Source organism: Rhizobium favelukesii (assembly GCF_000577275.2).
GTDB classification, from domain to species: domain Bacteria; phylum Pseudomonadota; class Alphaproteobacteria; order Rhizobiales; family Rhizobiaceae; genus Rhizobium; species Rhizobium favelukesii.
This window is the reverse complement of sequence record NZ_HG916852.1, coordinates 3,991,446-4,012,849: the sequence shown is the minus strand read 5'-3', so window position 1 is coordinate 4,012,849 and position 21,404 is coordinate 3,991,446. Positions and strand designations below refer to the sequence as shown.

The following is a 21,404-nucleotide window of genomic DNA, read 5'->3' as shown; positions in this document are numbered from 1 at the left end:
AATATACGGGCTCTCATCACCTCGGGGATCTCGGGTGAAACACCATGGAGGGCTTCATGAAAATTTCCTTTAATCGCGCTTCCGGTGCTGTAGCGCTCGCTGCCTCGGTCTTTGCCGCGGCTTCGCTGGTCGCCGGTGGCGCTATGGCACAGGAATCCGAAGGTATCGTCGTTTACAACGCTCAGCATGAGAGCCTCGGGCGCGAGTGGATCGACGCATTCACCAAGGCAACCGGCATCAAGGTAACGATGCGCCAGGGCAGCGACATGCAGCTCGCCAACCAGATCGTTCAGGAAGGCGATGCATCGCCGGCTGACGTTTTCCTGACCGAGAACTCTCCGGCCATGACGCTGGTCGATTCCGCTGGCCTCTTCGCGCCCGTTGACAAGGAGACCCTGGACCAGGTTCCCGAGCAATATCGTCCGTCTGATGGCATGTGGACCGGCATCGCCGCTCGCTCCACCGTTTTTGCATACGACAAGACGAAGCTGACCGAAGACAAGTTGCCGAAGTCGCTGCTCGACCTCGCGGATCCGGCCTGGAAGGGTCGTTGGGGCGCTTCGCCGGCCGGCGCTGACTTCCAGGCGATCGTCAGCGCTCTGCTCGAACTCAAGGGCGAGGAAGCAACGGCGGCTTGGCTTAAGGCACTCAAGGAAAACTCCACGCCATGCAAGGGCAACAGCGTCGCCATGAAGGCGGTGAATGCCGGTGAAGTTGAAGGCGCGGTGATCTATCACTACTACTGGTTCGGCGATCAGGCGAAGACCGGCGAAAACAGCAAGAACGTCGCCTTGCACTACTTCAAGAACCAGGATCCGGGCGCATTCGTCAGCATCTCCGGCGGCGGCGTCCTGAAGTCGAGCCAGCATGCCAAGGAGGCTCAGGCCTTCCTGAAGTTCGTGACCGGCCAGCCCGGCCAGGGCGTCCTCAAGAACGGTACATCCTACGAATACGCCATCGGTAAGGATGCCACTTCAAATAACAAGCTCGTTCCGCTGGCTGATCTGAACGCACCGAAGGTCGATGCAGCCAAGCTGAACAGCAAGAAGGTGACGGAACTGATGACTGCCGCCGGCATCATCTAGTCTTTCCGTCAAAGGCCCTGACTGTCAAAACTATTGCTTTTGGCTCAAGAAAAACGTAGGGCATGCCGAAATCGGCAACCGCCTTTCAAGGCGGTTGCCTTCCTTTTTCAGCGTATGAAGGCGGCGGCCTTGCTGCAGGACAACAGATTGCTTGCTCCCGGCCATGAAGGGCCGATCGCTCGGCCGGTGGCGGGAATGGATCGGCTGCGGGCGCGGTTGCCCCACCTTTCCGTTATCCTGTTTGCCTCCGTCGTAGCGTTGTTCAGTCTGGTGCCGCTTGGTTTCATCGGTTGGATAACCTTTGATGTCGGCTGGCAGACCGTCAAGGAGCTGGTGTTTCGCGCGCGCGTTGGCGAACTGCTCGTCAACACAGTGCTGCTGGAAGCCTTTACCATTCCGCTGTCGATCGTCTTTGCCGTGACGCTTGCCTGGCTGGTCGAACGGACGGATATACCCTTCGCACGGCTCTGGTCGTGGTTAGCGGTTGCGCCGCTCGCGGTGCCGGCCTTCGTCCATAGTTACGCCTGGATCAGCCTTGTCCCCGGCATGCGCGGGCTGCAGAGCGGCATATTCGTTTCCGTACTTGCCTATTTTCCATTTCTCTACCTCCCGGTCGCCGCTGCCTTGCGCCGGCTTGATCCTGCCATCGAGGATGCAGCCGCTTCCCTCGGGCTCGGGCCTTGGCGTTTGTTCTTCCGTACCATCCTGCCGCAATTGCGCTTCTCCATCTGCGGAGGCTCGCTGCTGATCGGGCTGCACCTGCTGTCGGAATACGGTCTTTACGTGATGATCCGTTTCGACACGTTCGCCACCGCGATCGTCGACCAGTTCCAATCCGCCTACAACAGCCCGGCCGCCAACATGCTGGGCGGTGTTCTTGTCTGCTGCTGCCTGTTTCTGCTTGGTCTCGAAATCCTGTTGCGCGGCAATGAACGATATGCCCGGGTCGGATCCGGCTCAGCCCGGCCGGCGGATCGTCGTCGGCTCGGCTGGTTCGTCGTGCCGGCCATCGTGCTGCAGCTGGGACTGGCGGCCTTGACGCTCGGCGTCCCCCTCGTAACGCTGGTGCGGTGGCTCTATCTCGGCGGGCTTGAGGTCTGGCATGTCGACACGGTCGGCAATGCGTTCGCACAAACCATCGTTCTTGCCATTGCCGGTGGCGTGCTCGCCACGATTGCCGCCGCACCGATGGCCTGGCTCTCCGTGCGTGCGCCGGGGCGTCTTCAGCGCCTGCTCGAGGCCTGCCACTACTATGTCGGCTCGTTGCCGGGTGTGGTCGTTGCGCTCGCGCTGGTGACGATTACGGTCCGTCTTGTTCTGCCGCTCTATCAAACCTTTGCGACCCTTATTGTTGCTTACATACTGCTGTTCCTGCCGCGTGCCATGGTGGGTCTCCGCGCCAGCATCGCTCAGGCGCCCGTGGAGCTTGAGCGTGCGGCAATGGGGCTTGGCCGCACGCCTGCCCAGGCCGTGAGGCAGATCACCATGCGGCTTGCCGCGCCGGGTGCAGCCGCCAGCGTCGCACTTGTCGGTCTCGGCATCACGAACGAGCTCACCGCGACATTGATGCTGGCGCCGAACGGTGTCGAGACGCTTGCGACGAAGTTCTGGTCGCTGACCAGCGAAATCGACTACGTGGCGGCGGCGCCTTACGCATTCATGATGGTCGTGCTATCGCTGCCGCTCACCCTTCTTCTCTATGCCCAATCGAAACGGACAGCCGGACAATGACGCTGCTTACGATCGATCGCATCAGCAAGCGCTACGGGCATGTCCAGGCATTGCAGAATATTTCACTCGATGTTGCCGCAGGCAGCCGCACTGCCGTCGTCGGGCCTTCAGGGTCGGGCAAGACCACGCTGCTGCGCATCATCGCCGGTTTTGAGCAGCCCGATGGCGGCCAAGTGACGCTCGACGGCGAGCTTCTGGCCGATGGTCCCGTAGCAGTGCCCGCGCATAAGCGAGGCATCGGCATCGTGTCGCAGGACGGCGCGCTGTTCCCACATCTGAGTGTTGCCGACAATATCGGCTTTGGCTTCGAGCGCGGCGCGCCCGATCGCGAGCGACGCATTATCGACCTGCTTGATATGGTCGAGCTTGACCGCAACATGCTGACCCGCCGGCCGCACCAGCTTTCCGGCGGCCAGCAACAGCGTGTGGCGCTTGCCCGCGCGCTCGGCCGCAAGCCGCGCTTGATGTTGCTCGATGAACCGTTTTCGGCACTCGATACAGGTCTGCGCGAGAATATGCGGAAGGCCGTGGCACGCGTTCTTCAGTCCGCAGGCATCACGGCGATCCTCGTCACGCACGATCAGGCGGAGGCGCTCTCCTTTGCCGATCAGGTTGCCGTCCTGCGGGAAGGGCGATTGATCCAGGCCGGCTCGCCGCAATCGGTTTACCTGCAGCCCCTCGATCGAGAGACAGCCCTGTTCCTCGGCGACGCGGTGATGCTCCCGGCAGTCGCTCGCAACGGCTTTGCCGATTGCGCGCTCGGCCGTGTCGCGGTCGATGGCGGTCATCAGGGCAAGGTTGAGATCATGTTGCGGCCTGAACAGATCAGGGTCGTTCCTGATCAAAGCGAGCAGACCTATCGCGGACGGGTCGTCGAAGTGGAATTCGGTGGAGCGACCTGCACCGTCGCTGTGTCACTCGAAGGCGTCGCCCTGCCGCCGATCATGATCAAGACCTCGAGCGTCGCACTTCCGTCACAGGGCGACCGCGTTCGTCTCGATATCGCCGGCAAGGCGCATGTTTTCGGCAACCGCTGATCAGGCGATTTTCCGTTCGGCGCTTTCGTCTTCCGACAGCCAGCCGCCGGTAAAACCAGCGCGCTCGAGACCGCGCCGGATCACCGGTGAGCACCGCATGAGACCCCATATGAAATCGGATCGATCATTTTCGATCGTCATCACAAGAAGTCCCTGATCGATACCGACGCAGCGGTCGTCGACCCAGCCCTCAGGTCGCTTGGTCTTCACGGTCGGATTGAACCCATCGGGAAAACGATCCTCATGGAGCAGGTTCGGGTAAGTGGACATAAGGGCACGAAGGCCATCGAGCGAAGCCTGGCGGTCATACGGGAGCGAGGCAAGCGCTGCCCAGGGTGCAATCGTGCCGTCATCGGGTCCCAGCGGCGCGCCGCGGGCGGCATAGCCGAGCACGCGCGGGTGGCGACCGCCACGCATGTTGCGGGTCGGCGGCGGGCCATCCGAGGCAGACAGGCCCCAGATGTCCTTGTTGTAGCCGACAAAGTGCCCGGGATTGCGCTCCGCGTAGTCCCGCTGCACGGCGATCGATACCTGCGTGTTGCGGAAATAGTCCCAGTTGCGATCGGCCATCGCCTTGTCCTGGATTCCGCGGAAATCAATCCAGGCATGTGAGAAGAAGTGAATGAAGAGCGGGCCGGCATAGACATAAGGTTGTTCGCCGAACAGCATCCACGAATAGCTCGCGGTGAAGGCATCATAGCTCGCCGCCGGGATTGGATGCGTCGGGGAGGCAAGCGCCAGCGTATAAAGCAGGACCGCTTCGTCGTAGCCTTGCCAGCGCCAACGCAGGAAGCCACTGCCTGGCTTCCAGCCCATGCAGACCGTCTCGCCCTTGTTGAGAGCCCAGTGCCAGTCGATCCTCTCATAGACCAAGCTTGCGAGTCTGCGGATTTCGATCTCGGCTTCGGTATTGCGATCGAAATAGGCCGCAGCGGTCAACATGCCCGTAACCAGGAGCGTGGTGTCGATGGTCGACAGCTCGCTGTTCCAGGCACGATGGCCGGTGTCCATGTGCAGGAAGTGATAGAAGAAGCCGCGATAGCCGATCGCGTGTCGCTCACGACCCTGGTGACCGTTGGCAAAGAAGCAAAGTGTCTTCAGCGTGCGCTCTATCGCGTCGGCGCGCTCCATCCAGCCGCGCTCGACCGCGACGGTATAGGACGACAAGGCAAAGCCGACCGCAGCGATACTGCAGGGGACGCCCGCGACTGAAGTATCCGCAACAAGTCCGTTTTCGGGATTGTAATGCTTCGGGAAATAATTGAATGCGCCCCGCTGAAGCCTGTCGATCAGCGCGACATCCGATTCCTCGGTCCGTTGTAACATACGTGCCAAACCCAACTTGTTGTCTAGCCCCCGTTCAAAATGGTGGAGCATGACGCGCAAATCAATCGTTTTTGAAGGCATGCGACAGCACGTCCCTTGGCCGCCCGGCTCTGCTACTCACCCAATGGCATTTCCACCGTTCGCCAGGGTGCGGTGGCAGCGAGCCACTGGCGTGTTCGCGCCTCGGGATCGGGGTTCAAGGTGATGTCGGTCACGACAGCAGCACTGTCGGCGCCTTGAGACAGAACGCCCTCGATTCGATCGACGTTCAGCCCACCAATGGCGACGAGCGGCAGATCGCCGACGTGCGCCTTCCATGTGCGCAGGCGTTCCGGTCCTTGCGGCGACCATTTCATCTGCTTGAGAATGGTCGGATAGATCGGGCCGAGCGCGATATAGTCTGGCTTTGCTGCCTTTGCTGTTTCGAGTTCGGCATCGTCGTGGGTCGACAGCCCGAGCTTCAGGCCGGCGGCACGAATCGCGCCGAGGTCGGCCATTTCCAGGTCCTCCTGGCCGAGGTGAACGAAAGCGCACGCTTCTTCGATGGCGAGCTGCCAGTAGTCGTTTACGATCAGCTGGCAGTCGTTCAATGCGCAAATCGCTTTCGCGGTGCGGATTTCAGCCCGCAACTGCGCGGGCGCTTTGTTCTTGATCCGCAACTGCACGAGCCTGACGCCGAGGGGCACGAGCCGCGCGATCCAATCGGCGCTGTCGACGATGAGATAGAAGGGATCGAGTTTCATGCGAAGACGGCCTTTCCAATGACAGGTGTCGACGGGACTGCGACATCGCGCGGCTCCAGCAAGCCGGCGCTGAACGCTTGCCGGCCCGCCTCGATCGCCTTGGCGAATGCGCCGGCCATGGCAACCGGGTCGCCGGCGCTGGCAACGGCGGTGTTCAAGAGGACCGCATCGAAGCCGAGTTCCATGACGGTTGCCGCGTGCGAAGGCCGGCCGATGCCGGCGTCGACGATTAATGGGATGTCGGGAAAATGCGCGCGCATCGAACGCAGCGCCGAAAGGTTGAGCGGTCCCGCGGCGCTGCCGATCGGGGCACACCAGGGCATCAACACCCGGCATCCCGCTTCGAGCAGCCTCTCGGCGACCACAAGGTCATCGGTTGTGTAGGGAAAAACCTGAAAGCCTTCGCTGGAGAGGATACGCGCTGCCTCGACCAGTCCGAAGACATCAGGCTGAAGCGTATCGTGATTGCCGATCACCTCCAGTTTGATCCAGCTGGTGCCAAACAGCTCTCGCGCCATCTGGGCTGTCAACACGGCCTCGGAGACCCCATGGCACCCGGCTGTGTTCGGTAGCACGCGGACGCCGAGCGCCCGGATCAGTTCGAAGAAGGCGCCGCCGCTATGCCCGCCAGCGGTCTCTCGGCGCAACGAGACAGTGACAATCTCCGTTTCTGATCGTTTGACGGCCTCCGCTAGGATCGCGGGCGAAGGGTATCGCGCGCTGCCAAGAAGCAAGCGGGACGACACCTCAGTGTTATAGAGCTTCTGCATCATTCAGCCGCCCTGCATCGGTGACAAGATTTCGATCCTGTCATTGTCGTTGAGCGCGTGGTCGACACGGTCCTCGCGGTGGACGATTTCGCCGTTGACGGCGGTCGCCAACCATTCGCCCTCGTATTCCATCAGCGTCAGCAGTTGCGACAACGTTGCTGCAATGAGGTCGTGATGCTCGCCGTTGACGATCAGTTTCATCGGCTATTTCCTCCTGGTTCAGTTCTGGAGAAGACAAGGTCAACGGCTTCCTGCGCCATTGCCGGTGCAAGCAGGAAGCCGTGGCGATAGAGGCCGTTGAGCACGACTGCACCGCGCTCGCGGGTCGCGCGGGGAAAATTGTCGGCGAATGCCGGCCGGATTCCCACGCCGGTTTCGACCACGGCAGCATCCGCGAAGGCAGGATGCACTGCATAGGCGGCGTTCAACAACTCCATCATCGAACGCGCCGAGATCGGACCGTCGAACTCCGTCTCGATCATGGTGGCACCCACCATGAAAAGGCCATCTCCGCGCGGAACGATATAGACAGGGAAGCGGGGATGCAGCAGGCGAACGGGTCTGGTGAGGGTAACCTCGCCGGTTTCCAGATAAAGCATTTCGCCGCGAACGCCGCGAAGTCCGCTCGTCTGCCCGATCCGCGCGGCGCCAGTGCAATCCACGATGTCGTCGTAGTCGGTCTCTTCGGCCACTCGCTCGATGAATGCTATACGCCGATCGACAAGTTTTTCTCGCAGCAGACCCAAGACTCGCCTTGGATTGAGGTGTCCTTCCAGTGGGAAGAAAAGGCCGCGCCTGAAGCGCCCTGCCAGAGCTGGCTCCAATGAGGCGATATTTTCTTCATCCAACCATCTATGGCCGCTTGTGCGACCGGCGAAGCGATTGAGCTCGCTCTGGTCGCGGGCGGGAGCAACCACCAGCGTTCCGTTTCGGTGTACCTCCCCCGGCAGCATCATGTCCCACCGGTCGGGAGCATCGCGGCCTCGCAGCAATACGGCTTCCTCGGCACTTTCGCGCTCGCACCAGGGCGCGAGCATGCCGCCCGCGAGCCAGGAGGCTGCCTGCCTGGAACCTTTAGCGGGATCAATGACCGTCGCATCGGCACCGCGAAGGCTGAGTTCGTGGGCGACGACGAGGCCGGCAACGCCGGCCCCTTTGACAAGCACATGCATATCAGTCGCCCGATTGTTCGACGGCTTCGATTGGCATGTAGAGATCGCCGCCCTCGCGGTATTTCGCTGCCATCGCGTCGAGCCCTTCCTTCTGCGCCTCGGCACGGATGTCGTGCGAGATCCGCATCGAGCAGAACTTCGGGCCGCACATGGAGCAGAAGTGCGCCACCTTATGCGCTTCCTTCGGCAGCGTCTCGTCGTGGAAGCTGCGGGCGGTTTCGGGGTCCAGCGCGAGGTTGAACTGGTCCTCCCATCGGAATTCGAAGCGCGCGCGCGACAGGGCGTCGTCGCGCAATTGAGCGGCCGGGTGCCCCTTGGCGAGATCGGCGGCGTGGGCAGCGATCTTGTAGGTGATGACGCCGGTCTTCACGTCGTTGCGGTCGGGTAGACCAAGATGCTCCTTCGGGGTGACGTAGCAGAGCATCGCCGTGCCGAACCAGCCGATCATCGCAGCACCGATGCCCGAGGTGATGTGGTCGTAGCCGGGTGCGATGTCGGTGGTCAGCGGTCCCAGCGTATAGAAGGGCGCCTCGCCGCAGACGGCGAGCTGCTTGTCCATGTTCTCCTTGATCTTGTGCATCGGCACGTGTCCGGGTCCTTCGATCATGACCTGGCAGTCCTTGGCCCAAGCGATCTTCGTCAGTTCGCCGAGCGTTTCCAGCTCTGCGAACTGTGCCGCGTCGTTGGCGTCGGCAATCGAGCCCGGACGCAGGCCGTCGCCGAGCGAGAAGGAGACGTCATAGGCGCGGCAGATGTCGCAGATCTCCTCGAAATGCTCGTAGAGGAAACTTTCGCGGTGGTGATGAAGACACCACTTGGCCATGATCGAGCCACCGCGCGAGACGATGCCGGTGACGCGGTTGACGGTGAGCGGAATGTAGTGCAGCCGCACGCCGGCGTGAATGGTGAAGTAGTCGACCCCCTGCTCGGCCTGCTCGATCAGGGTGTCGCGATAGACTTCCCAGGTCAGGTTCTCGGCAATGCCCTCGACCTTCTCAAGCGCCTGATAGAGTGGAACGGTACCGATCGGCAGTGGCGAGTTGCGGATGATCCATTCGCGGATGTTGTGGATGTTACGGCCGGTGGAGAGATCCATGACTGTGTCGGCGCCCCAGCGGGCAGCCCAGACCATCTTCTCGACCTCTTCGGCCATGGAAGACGTGACGGCGGAGTTGCCGATATTGGCGTTGATCTTCACCAGGAAGTTCCGGCCGATGATCATCGGTTCGGATTCGGGATGATTGATGTTGGCGGGGATGATCGCGCGGCCGGCGGCAATCTCCTGCCGGACGAATTCCGGGGTTACGTGATCCGGAATCCGGGCGCCGAAGCTTTCGCCGTCGCGCGTGATAGCCTCCGCCTGCGCCTTGCGGCCAAGGTTCTCGCGGATCGCGATGAATTCCATCTCCGGCGTGATAATGCCGGCGCGCGCATAGGCGAGCTGGGTCACGGCCTTGCCGTCCCTTGCGCGGAACGGCTGGCGCTTGCCGGGAAATTCCGGTGTCAGCCGTTCGCCGCTGGCAAAGCCGTTGTCTTCGGGGCGGACCCGGCGGCCCTGATAGGCTTCGACGTCACCGCGGGCGACCACCCAGCCGCGGCGCAGTTCTGGAAGTCCCTGCTCGATGCGGATGTCGGCACCTTCGACGGTATAGATGCCCGAGGAATCATAGACCGTGACCGGCGGTTCGCCCGATGTCGGGTGAACGCTGATCTCGCGCATCGGGACGCGGACATCAGGGTGGATTTCTCCGGGAATGTAGATTTTTCGAGAGGCCGGCAATGGGCCTGTCGTAACGGTCGGGGTGATATTCTTTGCGGCAATATTCATGGTTTGAGGCTCCAAGTTTGCGTTTGGAGACCCAGTCCTCAGCCGGAATGATGAAAAGACGCCGACACGGTTTCCTCGCGAGAATCCAATGCCTTCGAGCGCTTGCACCGTCCCTACGCCAGTATGAACTGGATCAGGTTCAACGGGTCACTGCGTGCGATAGCAGTATCTCAGCCCCTTGCCGGGACCCCCCTGGTGAATGCGAAAAGGTTAGAACCAGAGTAGCAAAGCTGTCAAGCCGACCGCGTAGGCTACATCGAAAGGTCCAGCGCGCGGCCTTCGAAGAGACGGCTCTGCGAGCCCTCGAGATGCGCCTTCATCAGCGCCCGCGCGTCTTCCGCGCGACCTTCGACGATGGCGAGGTAGATCTTGTTGTGTTCTTCGTAGACCTGCTCAAGACCTTGGCGCGGGCCAAGCAGAGACAGACCGTGAAGATGCATGCCGACCGCGATATGCGCTTTCAGGGCATCGATCGAGGCCGTGTAGTAGTGGTTGTTGGCGGCTTCCGTGACCGCGCGATGGAACGTGAAGTCGGCGTCAGTGCGATGAAGCTGGTGGCTGGTCGCCTCACGGAGATCGGCGAGAGCAGCTGCAATCTTCTGAATCGCCGCCTCGTCGCGGCGCTTGGCAGCAAAATAGGCGGCAGCAGGCTCGATCGTCAGGCGAAACTCGTAGCAGCGCTGAATATCGGCGATCGTCTTGACCGGCGAATAGGAAAGCTGCGTCGTCGGCGAGCCATGAGCGCTGACGAAGGTGCCGGCACCTTGCCTGGCGTAGACGATGCCCTGATCGCGCAAGCGTGCCAACGCGTCGCGCACGATGGGGCGCGAGACGCCAAGCATCGATGCAAGCTCGTGCTCACCGGGAAGTCGTGAATCCGGCGGATAGTTTCCCGAGCGAATGCGCTCTTGCAACTGATCGAACACCCGATCGACCAGCTTGACGGCCTTACCGCGCTCCGGCTTTGTCGCAGGCGCCGCTTGCGCATTCGCCGATACACCGTTTGCTTCGTCCACCTTCATTCTCCCCGTCGGCATTGTCCTATGCCGCCTGATTCTGTGCAATCAGTCTTATCAAACTATCAGAATTACCGAAGCCCCCGGACTTCACTGCGCAGCGGAAACGCAGGCCATCGGCGGTTGCGACGTCAAACCACGGAATGCCCGCCTCGATTTCGCCCTGCGGCCTCAGGATCCGAATTCCGAGCTCGCGAAAAACTGCCAGCGCCGTATCGCCACCGCCAACCATCAGCATCTCCGGGCGCGTCGCATCTATGATCGACTTTACGCCTTTCGCGAACCGGTCGGCAACTGCCGCGGTCTCGCCCGTGACTTTGCCTGTACAGCGCAGAAGCACCGGCAGGCCTAACGATTGTTCGTCCGGTAGCACTCCCGCGGGAGCATCAATGGCCGAGGTCAGGACACCGGAAGCCTCCAGCTTGGTCATTTGTGCGGCCGTGATCGGGTCGCGGGAGCCGACGGCGAAAACTGTCCGATTTAATGCCGCAAAGGGTCGGCCTGCTTTGTTGGCCCTGCCGATCTTGCGAGCAAGCGCAGCTCCGACGCCGCGCGCGCCAACGACAAGTGTGATCTTCCAGTCGTGCTTGCCGATCAGCCGGTCGAGATCGCTATCACTCTCGGCGTCGCAAACGAGGACCTGGCTGTCGGTTGTCTTGAAGAGATCGGCAATCGGTACGGGCTCGTTGACGCCACGGCCGACGACATGGCCGTTGCGGGTCAAGCGCTCTTGATCGGGGATGGCTGGTGCCACGACGATTGCCTCGTGGCCGAAGATGGCGGCAATAGCTGCGCTTTCTGCTGCAACATTCCCCTTGAGACGGGAGTCTATCTTTTTCAGAACGATCTGAGGCGAGGCGGCAAGAAGGGCCTTCGCCGCAGCGCTGACCCTTCCTGCCGCTTCCTCCTCCGGGAGAGCTCTTGAGGCCGTGTTGACCACGACGACCTCGCAACCGGTCACAAGCGCATCCGATATGGCTTCGACCTCGATCGCGACAGCGACGGAAAGCCCGGCATCGACAAAGGGGGTTCCCGTGTCGAGTGCGCCGGTCAGATCGTCAGCGATGATCGCGACCTTCAACGTCATGTGGTTTGTCCTGTGTTGACCGCGTGGCAGGCGACGAGATGGCCGGGCTTGGCTGCCTTCCATTCCGGAACCGCCCTGCTGCAAACCTCCATGGCGATTGGGCATCGCGTATGGAAGCGGCAGCCGGTCGGTGGATTGAGCGGACTTGGCACGTCACCCTGCAGGATCTGGCGCTTGCGGCTGCGCTCCAGCGCCGGATCGGTGTCCGGAACGGCCGACAGCAGCGCCTTGGTGTAGGGATGCAGCGGGTTGTCGAACAGCTCCTCGCGGGTCGCAAGCTCCGCCAGACGGCCGAGATACATCACGCCGACACGGGTGCTGATATGGCGAACGACGGCCAGATCGTGGGCGATGAACAGGTAGGTCAGGCCATATTTTTCCTGCAGGTCGAGCAAAAGGTTGATGATCTGCGCCTGAATGGAGACGTCGAGTGCGGAGATCGCTTCGTCGCAGACGATGAACTTGGGCTGGCAGGCGAGCGCGCGGGCGATGACGACACGCTGCCGTTGGCCGCCGGAAAGCTCGTGCGGATAGCGCTGGGCAAAGCGGGTCGACAGGCCGACGTCGGTCAGCAGTGTCGCGACCCTGTCCTTCAGTTCCGCCTTGGTGCAGAGCTTGTGGAACAGGATCGGCTCTCCAATCGCCTCACCGATCGTCATGCGCGGGTTGAGTGTCGAATAGGGATCCTGGAAGACGATCTGCAGGTCGCGGCGGAAGGGCCGCATCTGCTTCTCGTCCAGCGTTGCCAGATCCTGGCCCTTGTAGACGACCTTGCCGCTGGTTGCCTTGTAGAGGTTGAGGATGGTGAAGCCGGTCGTCGACTTGCCGCAGCCGGATTCCCCGACGAGGCTCAGCGTCTCGCCTTCCATGATATCGAGATTGACGTTGTCGAGCGCATAGACCGTCGCCGAGCGTTCGCCGAAGGCGCCGAGCTTGACGTGGAAATGCTTGACGAGGTTCTCGACCCTGAGCAGCGGTTGGGCACCCATCACGCAGCCTCCTGCATTTTCTGGACGACAAAACAGGCGGCCCGGTGATTTCCGGCGCCGGCCAGCGGCTCGAGCTTCGGTACGCGCTCGTGGCAAATTGCTTCCGCCAGCGGACAACGCGGCGCAAAGGGGCAGCCCTTCGGCCGGCGACCCGGTTCGGGCGGTGTCCCGCCGATCGAGCTCAGCCGGCTTGCCGGTGCATCCGACAGCTTCGGGATCGAGGCCAAGAGACCGCGCGTGTAGGGATGGCTCGGGCGAGCGTAGAGTTCATCGACCGGCGCATCCTCGACAACGGTGCCAGCGTAAAGCACGGCGACGCGATCGACGAGACCGGCGATCAGCGCCAGGTCATGAGTGATCCACACCACCGACATGCCGAGCTTGGCGCGCAGATCCTTCACGAGATCGACGATCTGGGCCTGGATGGTGACGTCGAGCGCCGTCGTCGGTTCGTCGGCGATCAGGAGCTTCGGATTGCAGGCAAGGCCAATGGCGATCATGACGCGCTGGCGCATACCGCCAGACAGTTCGTGCGGATAGGCCTGCAGCCGCTCTTGCGGACCGGGAATGCCGACGAGACGCAGCAGTTCGACGGCACGTGCGCGGGCCTGCGCCTTGCTCATCCTGCGATGATAGATCAGTGGCTCGCAGATCTGGTCGCCGACCCGCATGACCGGGTTTAGCGAGGTCATCGGATCCTGGAAGACGAACCCGATATCACCGCCGCGCACCTTGCGTAGTTCCCTGTTCGACATCTTCTGCAAGTCATTGCCGTCGAAGCTGGCCGAGCCTTTGCTGACCTTGATCTTGTTGGGCAGGAGCCGCATCAGGCTCAGCATCGTCAGACTCTTGCCACAGCCGGACTCGCCGACGACGCCGAGCGTCTCGCCCTTATTGACATGAAGGTCGATCCCGTCGACGACAACGGCAGGGCCGTTGCGTCCGTCGATTTCGACGGTGAGGCCGCGGACATCGAGCAGTCGTTCACTGGATTTGGTCGTGTTCATCACTTGCTGCCCCGCGGATTGAGTGCGTCGTTGAGGCCATCGCCGAGGAAGCTGAAGGCAACCGAGGCAAGGCCGAGAACGGCTGCCGGTGCGGCGAGGAGATGGGGGTAATGCTGCCAGACGCGTAGACCGTCCGAAATCATGTTGCCCCAGCTCGGAGTCGGCGGATTGACGCCGACGCCGAGGAAGCTGAAGGCGCTTTCTAGAACCATCGCGGTGCCGAGACCAGCGCTGACGGAAACGATCAGCGGTCCAAGCGCGTTCGGTACCACGTAACGCTTCATGATGACCCAGTTGGACAGGCCGAGAGCCTGGGCCGCGGTGATATAGGGGCGGCTGCGGATCGACAGCACCTGGGCGCGCACCAAGCGCGCATACGGCGGCCAGGAGATAAGCGCCATCGAGCCGAAGACCAGGAAGAAATCCACCCATATCGTCTGGCGATAGAATGGATTGAGGGTTGCCATATACTGGGCCTCCATCCATTTCGCGATCGGTGTCTTCAGGGACGCATTGATAACGACAACGAGCAGCAGGTTCGGCACCGACATGGTCACATCCGTCAGCCACATGATGGCGCTGTCAAATGGATTGCCGAAGAAACCGGCAATGGCTCCAAGCACGAGACCGATCGCAACGGCGATCAAGGTCACGACGATCGCAACCAGGAAAGCCGTGCGCGTGCCGAAGACGACGCGGCTGAAGACGTCGCGGCCGAGATCGTCCGTGCCGAAAAGATGGTGCAGCGAGGGAACGGCGTTTCGCGCCTGCAGATCCTGGCTCAGATAATCGTAAGGCGCCAGGTACGGACCAAAGATCGCGGTGAAGCCGAGGGTCAGGACGACAATCAAGCCGAACAGGGCAAGCTTGTTGCGCTTCAGGCGATGCCAGGCGTCGCGCCACAGGTTGACCGGGGGTTCTTCCTGGGTGGCTTCGATCGTGGAGAGAGGGACGGCGGACATGGTCAGCGGCTCCTTCTTGCATCATTGGCGCGCGGATCAAGCAGCGGATAGAGCACGTCGACCAAGAGGTTCGAGGCCATGACCAGGAAGGATCCGATCAGCGTGATTGCCAGAATGACGGGATAGTCCGAGTTGGTCAGCGCCTGAACGGTGAGGCGTCCGAGGCCTGGCAGACCGAAAACGAGTTCGACAAAGATCGCGCCGTTGACGATGGTAATCATGATCAGGCCGAGCTGGGTCACGACAGGCGTCAACACCGGGCGTAGAATGTGGCGCAGAGCCACCACGATTTCCGGAACGCCCTTGGCGCGGGCAGTGCGTACAAAGTCCTCCGAGAGAACCTCGATGACCGCCGCACGCGTCTGGCGCACGATGAGCGCGATCGGCTGGAACGACAGCACGATCAGCGGCAAGATGATACGTACGTCAAAGACGCCGCCCCAGCCGTAGGGCACCTTGATCATCGGCAACAGCACGATCAGGGCGACCATGAGCAGCGGACCAGCGACGTAGGCCGGGATCGCCCACAGGAAGAGCGCGCTGCCAAGGATCGTGTAATCGAGCCTCGTGTTCTGGTTCAGCGCTGCGATCATGCCGAGCGGAATGGCGACGACGGCGGTCAAGATGATGGAACCGAGCGCCAGTTGGAAGGACACCGGCGCAGCAGCCGAAACCATGGCCCAGACCGACCGGCCCGAGGTCAGCGAGTTGCCGAATTGGCCATGCAGCAGGTTCCAGATATAAAGGCCGAACTGCACGATGAACGGCTTATTCAGGCCGGCGCTTTCGCGGATCGCTTCGATGCGCTCGGGATTATAGGCAACGTCGCCGGGTGCGCGCAGAAAGATCAGCTTGATCGGATCGCCGGCGCCGTAGAAGGCCAGCGCATACACGGCCAGCATGACTATCAGGACGGACGGAATCCAGATGGCAAACCGGGTTAGCACGTAGCGTAACAAGGTTACCTCCCACCTGTTGTCGGCATGGCTCCGTATTCGGGTCGTCCCCGCAGAGATGCCGTCTCCTCTTGAAACTTGCGCGAAGGCCTTGCGGTCTTCGCGCGGTTTTGCCAAATGCCCGGAGGCTATTTTCGGACGGCGGCTCAGCCGACCGAGATGTCCCAGGGCGCCACGACCTGCCAGTCGAGGTTCTTTTCCATGCCCTTGACCTCCTTGGTGGCCCAGCGCGACATCGCCTGAGAATACCACGGAATGAAGGCCCAATCGTCGCGGAATGCCTTCTGGGCATCCTGCGCTAGCTTGATGCGCTGCGGGTCGTCAGCCGGCTTCGTGGCCGCTTCGGCAAGGGCGGCATCAACCTTGTCGTTCTTGTATCCGCCAAGCTTGTTTTGTGCATTCGACGAGGTCGAGGCGATGCAGCCGGCGAGATAGGAGGCGGCGTCAGGTACGCGTGTGCCAACGTCATCGCGGAAGATCTGGACCGCGTTCTGGTCAGGACCGGCATAGGAGTCCTGCTGCGGCTTCATGTCGACGGCGGTGATGCCGAGGTTCTGGCGCCACTGTTCGGCGATGAACTGGGCTGCGGCTTCGATGGCCGGGGCCGAGATGCCGACAAAGAGGATCTTCGGCAGGCGCTCGGGACCACCGTAGCTGGATTCGGCAAGCAACTTCTTGGCCGCTGCCGGATCGTAGGGGTAGGGCTCGAAGCCGGAATTGTCGGCGCCGGGGACGGAATTGAGAATCTGATCAGCCTTCTTGTGCGGTCCATCCGGATAGGATGCCTTGAACAGGCCGTCGCGATCGATCGCCATGATCAGCGCCTGGCGAACCTTCGGATCGTCCATCGGAGCGCGGCTGATGTTGAACCAGAAGTGCTGGCTGGTCGGGATCAGCGGGCCGGAGGAGAATTCGGGACCGAGATCCTGGATGATGGTGGAGGTCACAAGCTCGGTGTGGGCGTTGAACTCGCCCGAGTTGATCAGCGAGGTCGCAGTGACGTTGTCTTCCACCGATGTGATCTCGATACGGGCGAGCTTCGGCTTCGGCCCGAAAAAGTTCTCGTTCGGCTCGAATACCAACTTGCCGGCATCGATATCGAGGCTGGTCAGCTTGAACGGGCCGGAGAACACCGGGCTGCTGTCGGGCTTGTACCAATCGGCGACTTCCTCGCCATCGCTGCCGCGCGACTGCGCTGCCTTGGTGATCGGAGCGATATGGTTGGCAAGGCGCATGAAGAAGATTGGATCGACATCCGTCAGGGTCACGACAACAGTGCCCTCATCAGGCGTAGCAACGCCCGTCAGTTCGTCGCCCGAGCCGCCGCTGATTTCCTTGTAACCCTGAACCTTGCTCAGCACCTGATCGGCGCGCAGGCTCTTGGTGTTCGGCATGGACGCGACTTCCCATGAGCCCTTGACGTCGGCCGAGGTGATCTTGCTGCCATCGGAGAAGACGGCCTTCGGATCGATCTTGAAGGTCCAGACCTTGTTGTCGGAGGATTCCCAGCTGGTGAAGACATATGGCTTGATCTTGCCTTCGCTGTCGAAATACATCGGCGAAGCCCACCAGATCGAGTTCCAGCGGAAAGGACGTCCGCCGCCACGCAGCGGCGACCAGTCCTGGTCGAACGCCGGATGCGCGGCCTTGAGAACCTGTCCTTCATCGGCGAACACGATACGGGCGTTCATCCCGAATACGGTGAGGCCGACACCGGCAGCGAGGCCGAGCTTCAATGCCTCGCGGCGCGACATCTGCGTTCCCTGCGCAGATTTTTCTTCATTGCGATCAGTCATGTTGTCCTCCCATGGCAAAATTGATGGCGTCTCCACTTTCCACTCTATCCCGAAAGTGCGTCACGACATGGCGCAGACACTCGCTCGATAATGTAAATATGTCAACAGAAATTAATCTATGTGTTGGTTTTGGAAAATTCTGAAATATTTTTATCAATATTTTCCGTAGCTTAAAAAATGAAGTGGCTACTGCCTCGTATTGTCATATTGACAACACCTCTTGTGGAGACGAAGAAAACCGCATCTCGCGGGCCTGGATTCCCGCCTTTGCCGCCAGCTATGCGGCGTTCATCCGAGGAGGACGATATGAGCGATCACAAGATTACAGGCGTATTCAGCGCGGCCGCAACGCCGCTCAATGCGGATAACAGCCCGGACCTTGGCCTGTTCACCGAGCACTGCCGGCGTCTGCTGCAGGAAGGTTGCCACGGTGTCGCCTTGCTTGGCACGACGGGCGAAGCAAATTCCTTTTCCTCCGGCGAGCGCCGGGCGATTCTAGAGGCGGCGCTCAAGGCAGGTGTGCCGGCTGACAAGCTGCTCCCCGGAACCGGCGTTGTCGCCATTCCGGAAACGGTGGAGCTGACCAAGCACGCTCTGTCCCTCGGCGTGACGAAGGTCGTGATGCTGCCGCCCTTCTACTACAAGGGCGTATCCGACGACGGGCTATTTGCCGCCTACTCGCAAGTTCTCGAAAAGGTCGCCGACAACCGGCTGCAGGTCGTTCTCTATCACATCCCGCAGGTCTCCGGCGTTCCGCTTTCCATTCCGTTGATCGGCAGGTTGATCGAAGCCTTCCCCGACACGGTGGTAGGAATCAAGGAATCTGCAGGAGATTTCAACAACATGCAGGCAATCATCGCGGCTTATCCGGGCTTCTCCGTGTTGGCGGGCGCCGATCCGCTGCTCCTGCCACTGTTGAAGGCGGGAGGTGCGGGCTGCATCACGGCAACCTCCAATCTCGTCGCGGACTCGCTGCGCACCGTTTACGAAAAGGTGCACGACGAGGCGCACGCTGGCGAGGTCGAGGCCGCTCAGGTTCGCATCAATGTCTACCGAACCCTCTCCAATTCCTACGTGCAAATCCCGACGATCAAGGCCATGGTCGGCCTCAAGACCGGCAATGCTGCTTGGAAGCGCACGCGCGCACCGCTGATGCCGATCAGCGATGCCGACCATGCCGCACTTTCCCAAGCCTACGCCAAGCTGCCGCAAGGAGCGCGACCGTGAGCTTTACAGGTTTGCCACCCGAGGCTGTGCCGGCGCTGATGACCGGCGAGGTCGTTGAGAATGCAAGCGAGAATGGGCGCGCAGATGCCTACCTTCCCTCTCCGTGCATCCAGAACCACGCAGCCAATCTCGCCTTTTTGCCCGAGGGCACGCTGACCTGCGTCTGGTTCGGCGGCACGATGGAGGGGATGGGCGACATTTCCATTTACATGTCGCGGCTCGCCCCTGGAGCAACGCGTTGGTCGCAGCCGGAGAAAATGTCCGACGATCCGGCGAAATCAGAGCAAAATCCCCTGATTTTCAATGCGCCAGACGGAAAGGTCTGGCTGCTTTACACCTCGCAGACCTCGGGCAATCAGGATGGCTCTGTTGTCAAATGCCGGATCTCGGGCGACGGCGGTAAAACGTTCGGAGGGGTGCGCGTTCTCTGTGATATCCCGGGCACGTTTGTGCGCCAGCCGATCCTCGTCAACAGAAGCGGTATCTGGCTCCTGCCGATCTTTCGCTGCATCGGTTTGCCCGGCGAGCGCTGGACAGGCGACGTGGATACGGCAGGCGTGCTGATCTCGCGCGATCAGGGCAAGAGTTGGGCCCTCACTGAGGTCCCAGATAGCGTTGGGGCGGTTCACATGAACATCGTGCCGCTCGACGGCGACAACCTTGTCTCCTTCTACCGCAACCGTTTCTCTGAATCGGTTCTGTCCAGCCGCTCGAGCGATGGCGGTGAGCGTTGGAGCGCGCCTCAGCCCATCGATCTGCCGAACAACAACTCGTCGATCCAGGCGACAAGACTAAAAAACGACGTGATCGCGATGGTTTACAACCATTCCAATGCCTCGATGTCGGATGCCCGGCGCCAGTCCCTTTACGACGAGATCGACGGTGACGAGGATATCAAGGTGGCGCCGGCGCCGACGATCGAGCGCCGTAAGGCAGTCTGGGGCGTGCCTCGCGCGCCACTCAGCCTCGCCTTCTCCAGTGATGGCGGCGCCAGTTTCCCCCGCCGCATCGACCTCGATACCGGCGATGGATATTGCCTCAGCAACAACTCGAAGGACTCGGTCAATCGCGAGTTTTCCTACCCTTCGATCGTCCAGGGGGCCGATGGTGCCGTGCACATCGCCTACACCTACTACCGCCGAACCATAAAATACGTCCGGCTTTCGGCTAACGCGATTGCGTGACGCCTTCATAGGTCGTCAGTTGTGAACATTCTAGAGCCGGCGCGGCGCTCAGAAGAGGCGGTTGCGTCGGCTTTAAACAACTGTTTTGACAACTTCATATCGCTTTCCTGACAATGGAGGCGCCAGCCTGATATCACGATGGTCAGACGACCGTGCCTACTATTTTAGCGTTTAATATCAAATATATGACCGAGTATTTGGCCTTGCTCTATGCGCGGCACGATCAGCCGAAACGCAATTTTTTCCCATGTGGGTGATGTCGCTGCTTGCCAAAGGTGGCGGCATTGTATAACAAATTTACATCTTAGTGGCCGAGATGCCGCAGCATTTGCAGGGAGGAGTCGTCCAGTGGTCAGCTTGGATTCGCCTATAACAATCGTCCGACCACACCTGATCGAGTTCGGCATCGGCACGGCGGAGCGCCTCGGCAAGTGGGCGAGCGAGAAAGGCTATGTCAGAATCCTCGTCATTTCCGACGCCTTCAACGCAACGCGCGTCGATGCGCTGGCGCTCAAGGGTGAAATCACGGTGTTTGCCGATGTAACGCCCGAGCCGGATACGGCCAATCTCGACAAGGTGTTGGGGGCGGCAAACGCGGCGGATGCCCAGCTTGTCGTCGGCTTCGGCGGCGGCAGTGCCATGGATCTTGCGAAACTTGCCGCCGTCCTTTCCGGTTCGTCGCAGACGCTGCATGAAGTTGTCGGACCGAACAAGGTCAAGAGGCCGCGCCGCGTTGCGCTGGCGCAGGTGCCGACGACGTCCGGCACCGGCAGCGAGGCGGGCATCCGAGCCCTCGTCACCGATCCGAAGACGATGGCCAAGCTTGCCGTCGAGAGCATGCATATGTTGGCCGATATCGCGGTCGTCGATCCGGCGCTGACCTTCAGCGTGCCTGCGCGCACGACCGCAGCGACGGGTGTCGATGCCATGGCGCATTGTGTCGAGGCGTTCACCAATCGCAAGGCGCATCCCATGGTCGACCTCTACGCAATCGAGGGTACACGGTTGGTCGGAAAATATCTGGCCCGCGCCGTCAAGGATGGGTCCGACGCTGAAGCGCGCGCCGGCCTGTCACTCGCCTCCCTCTATGGCGGTTTCTGTCTCGGCCCGGTCAACACCGCTGGCGGCCACGCGCTCGCCTATCCGCTTGGGACTCGCTGGCATGTGGCGCATGGTGCGGCAAACGCGCTGATCTTCCCGCATGTCCTCGCATTCAACACGCCGGCGGTGCCTGAAAAGACTAGTGCCGTCATGGCAGCGCTTGGCCGCAAGACTTCGGACAATATCGAATCTGTATTCGATGCCGCCTATTCCTTCTGCGCCGAACTCGGGATTGAAATGAAGCTCTCCGGTCTCGGCGTGCCGGAAGGCGATCTGGATGCAATGGCTGATGATGCCTTTGCCATCCGTCGTCTGCTCGACAATAATCCGCGCGACCTGTCGCGCGCCGATATCCGCTCGATCTATGAAGCCGCCTTTTAAAGTGCG

The 21,404-nt window shown here is 61.2% G+C and carries 19 protein-coding genes and 1 riboswitch; of the genes, 6 read left to right on the top strand and 13 right to left on the bottom strand.

Annotated features, from left to right (window positions below; genetic code table 11):
* The first annotated feature begins 56 nt into the window (after positions 1-56).
* The 3 genes from LPU83_RS58355 to LPU83_RS58345 all read left to right on the top strand — a co-directional run bounded on the left by LPU83_RS58355 (position 57) and on the right by LPU83_RS58345 (position 3,853).
* A complete protein-coding gene (locus tag LPU83_RS58355) occupies positions 57-1,085 on the top strand; it encodes an iron ABC transporter substrate-binding protein (RefSeq protein ID WP_024315368.1) in 1,029 nt (342 codons plus the stop codon).
* 114 nt (positions 1,086-1,199) lie between these two features.
* Positions 1,200-2,816: an ABC transporter permease gene (locus tag LPU83_RS58350; protein ID WP_051166673.1), complete on the top strand. Its 1,617-nt coding sequence runs from the start codon at positions 1,200-1,202 to the stop codon at positions 2,814-2,816.
* A complete protein-coding gene (locus tag LPU83_RS58345; protein WP_037070121.1) occupies positions 2,813-3,853 on the top strand; it encodes an ABC transporter ATP-binding protein in 1,041 nt (346 codons plus the stop codon). The genes LPU83_RS58350 and LPU83_RS58345 overlap by 4 nt, the downstream gene beginning before the upstream one ends.
* Here LPU83_RS58345 and LPU83_RS58340 read toward each other — a convergent pair whose 3' ends face one another.
* The 13 genes from LPU83_RS58340 to LPU83_RS58280 all read right to left on the bottom strand — a co-directional run bounded on the left by LPU83_RS58340 (position 3,854) and on the right by LPU83_RS58280 (position 17,505).
* Positions 3,854-5,179 carry a glucoamylase family protein gene (locus tag LPU83_RS58340; protein ID WP_024315365.1) on the bottom strand — a complete coding sequence of 442 codons (1,326 nt, stop codon included), beginning with the start codon at positions 5,177-5,179 and terminating at the stop codon, positions 3,854-3,856.
* 113 nt (positions 5,180-5,292) lie between these two features.
* Positions 5,293-5,922 carry a thiamine phosphate synthase gene (locus LPU83_RS58335; RefSeq protein WP_024315364.1) on the bottom strand — a complete coding sequence of 210 codons (630 nt, stop codon included), beginning with the start codon at positions 5,920-5,922 and terminating at the stop codon, positions 5,293-5,295.
* Positions 5,919-6,692, bottom strand: a complete 774-nt coding sequence (locus LPU83_RS58330) for a thiazole synthase (protein ID WP_024315363.1) — start codon at positions 6,690-6,692, stop codon at positions 5,919-5,921. The genes LPU83_RS58335 and LPU83_RS58330 overlap by 4 nt, the downstream gene beginning before the upstream one ends.
* Positions 6,693-6,695: 3 nt before the next feature.
* The gene (gene thiS, locus LPU83_RS58325; protein WP_024315362.1) at positions 6,696-6,893 is read right to left on the bottom strand and encodes a sulfur carrier protein ThiS; all 198 of its coding nucleotides are present in this window, start codon (positions 6,891-6,893) and stop codon (positions 6,696-6,698) included.
* Positions 6,890-7,864 carry a glycine oxidase ThiO gene (gene thiO / locus LPU83_RS58320; RefSeq protein WP_024315361.1) on the bottom strand — a complete coding sequence of 325 codons (975 nt, stop codon included), beginning with the start codon at positions 7,862-7,864 and terminating at the stop codon, positions 6,890-6,892. The genes thiS and thiO overlap by 4 nt, the downstream gene beginning before the upstream one ends.
* Position 7,865: 1 nt before the next feature.
* Positions 7,866-9,692, bottom strand: a complete 1,827-nt coding sequence (gene thiC / locus LPU83_RS58315; protein ID WP_024315360.1) for a phosphomethylpyrimidine synthase ThiC — start codon at positions 9,690-9,692, stop codon at positions 7,866-7,868.
* A 92-nt stretch (positions 9,693-9,784) separates the two neighbouring features.
* Positions 9,785-9,896: riboswitch (TPP riboswitch) on the bottom strand.
* 47 nt (positions 9,897-9,943) lie between these two features.
* Positions 9,944-10,708 (bottom strand): FadR/GntR family transcriptional regulator, encoded by a 765-nt coding sequence (locus tag LPU83_RS58310; RefSeq protein WP_024315359.1) that lies wholly within the window; start codon positions 10,706-10,708, stop codon positions 9,944-9,946.
* A gap of 25 nt (positions 10,709-10,733) precedes the next feature.
* On the bottom strand, positions 10,734-11,795 hold the full coding sequence (locus tag LPU83_RS58305; protein WP_024315358.1) for a four-carbon acid sugar kinase family protein: 1,062 nt from the start codon (positions 11,793-11,795) through the stop codon (positions 10,734-10,736).
* Positions 11,792-12,784 (bottom strand): ABC transporter ATP-binding protein, encoded by a 993-nt coding sequence (locus LPU83_RS58300; RefSeq protein WP_024315357.1) that lies wholly within the window; start codon positions 12,782-12,784, stop codon positions 11,792-11,794. The genes LPU83_RS58305 and LPU83_RS58300 overlap by 4 nt, the downstream gene beginning before the upstream one ends.
* Entirely contained in the window at positions 12,784-13,791 is a 1,008-nt protein-coding gene (locus LPU83_RS58295; protein WP_024315356.1) for an ABC transporter ATP-binding protein, read from the bottom strand. Before LPU83_RS58295 ends, LPU83_RS58300 begins: the two co-directional genes overlap by 1 nt.
* Positions 13,791-14,753 carry an ABC transporter permease gene (locus LPU83_RS58290; protein ID WP_024315355.1) on the bottom strand — a complete coding sequence of 321 codons (963 nt, stop codon included), beginning with the start codon at positions 14,751-14,753 and terminating at the stop codon, positions 13,791-13,793. The genes LPU83_RS58295 and LPU83_RS58290 overlap by 1 nt, the downstream gene beginning before the upstream one ends.
* Before the next feature lie 2 nt (positions 14,754-14,755).
* Positions 14,756-15,712 carry an ABC transporter permease gene (locus tag LPU83_RS58285; RefSeq protein ID WP_024315354.1) on the bottom strand — a complete coding sequence of 319 codons (957 nt, stop codon included), beginning with the start codon at positions 15,710-15,712 and terminating at the stop codon, positions 14,756-14,758.
* Positions 15,713-15,855: 143 nt separating this feature from the next.
* A complete protein-coding gene (locus LPU83_RS58280; RefSeq protein ID WP_024315353.1) occupies positions 15,856-17,505 on the bottom strand; it encodes an ABC transporter substrate-binding protein in 1,650 nt (549 codons plus the stop codon).
* A 306-nt stretch (positions 17,506-17,811) separates the two neighbouring features.
* Between LPU83_RS58280 and LPU83_RS58275 the strand changes: the two genes are divergently transcribed.
* The 3 genes from LPU83_RS58275 (at position 17,812) to LPU83_RS58265 (ending at position 21,398) form a co-directional block, all read left to right on the top strand.
* The gene (locus tag LPU83_RS58275) at positions 17,812-18,732 is read left to right on the top strand and encodes a dihydrodipicolinate synthase family protein (RefSeq protein WP_024315352.1); all 921 of its coding nucleotides are present in this window, start codon (positions 17,812-17,814) and stop codon (positions 18,730-18,732) included.
* Positions 18,729-19,916 carry a sialidase family protein gene (locus tag LPU83_RS58270; protein ID WP_024315351.1) on the top strand — a complete coding sequence of 396 codons (1,188 nt, stop codon included), beginning with the start codon at positions 18,729-18,731 and terminating at the stop codon, positions 19,914-19,916. The genes LPU83_RS58275 and LPU83_RS58270 overlap by 4 nt, the downstream gene beginning before the upstream one ends.
* Positions 19,917-20,264: 348 nt before the next feature.
* Positions 20,265-21,398 carry an iron-containing alcohol dehydrogenase gene (locus tag LPU83_RS58265; protein WP_024315350.1) on the top strand — a complete coding sequence of 378 codons (1,134 nt, stop codon included), beginning with the start codon at positions 20,265-20,267 and terminating at the stop codon, positions 21,396-21,398.
* Positions 21,399-21,404 lie beyond the last annotated feature (6 nt).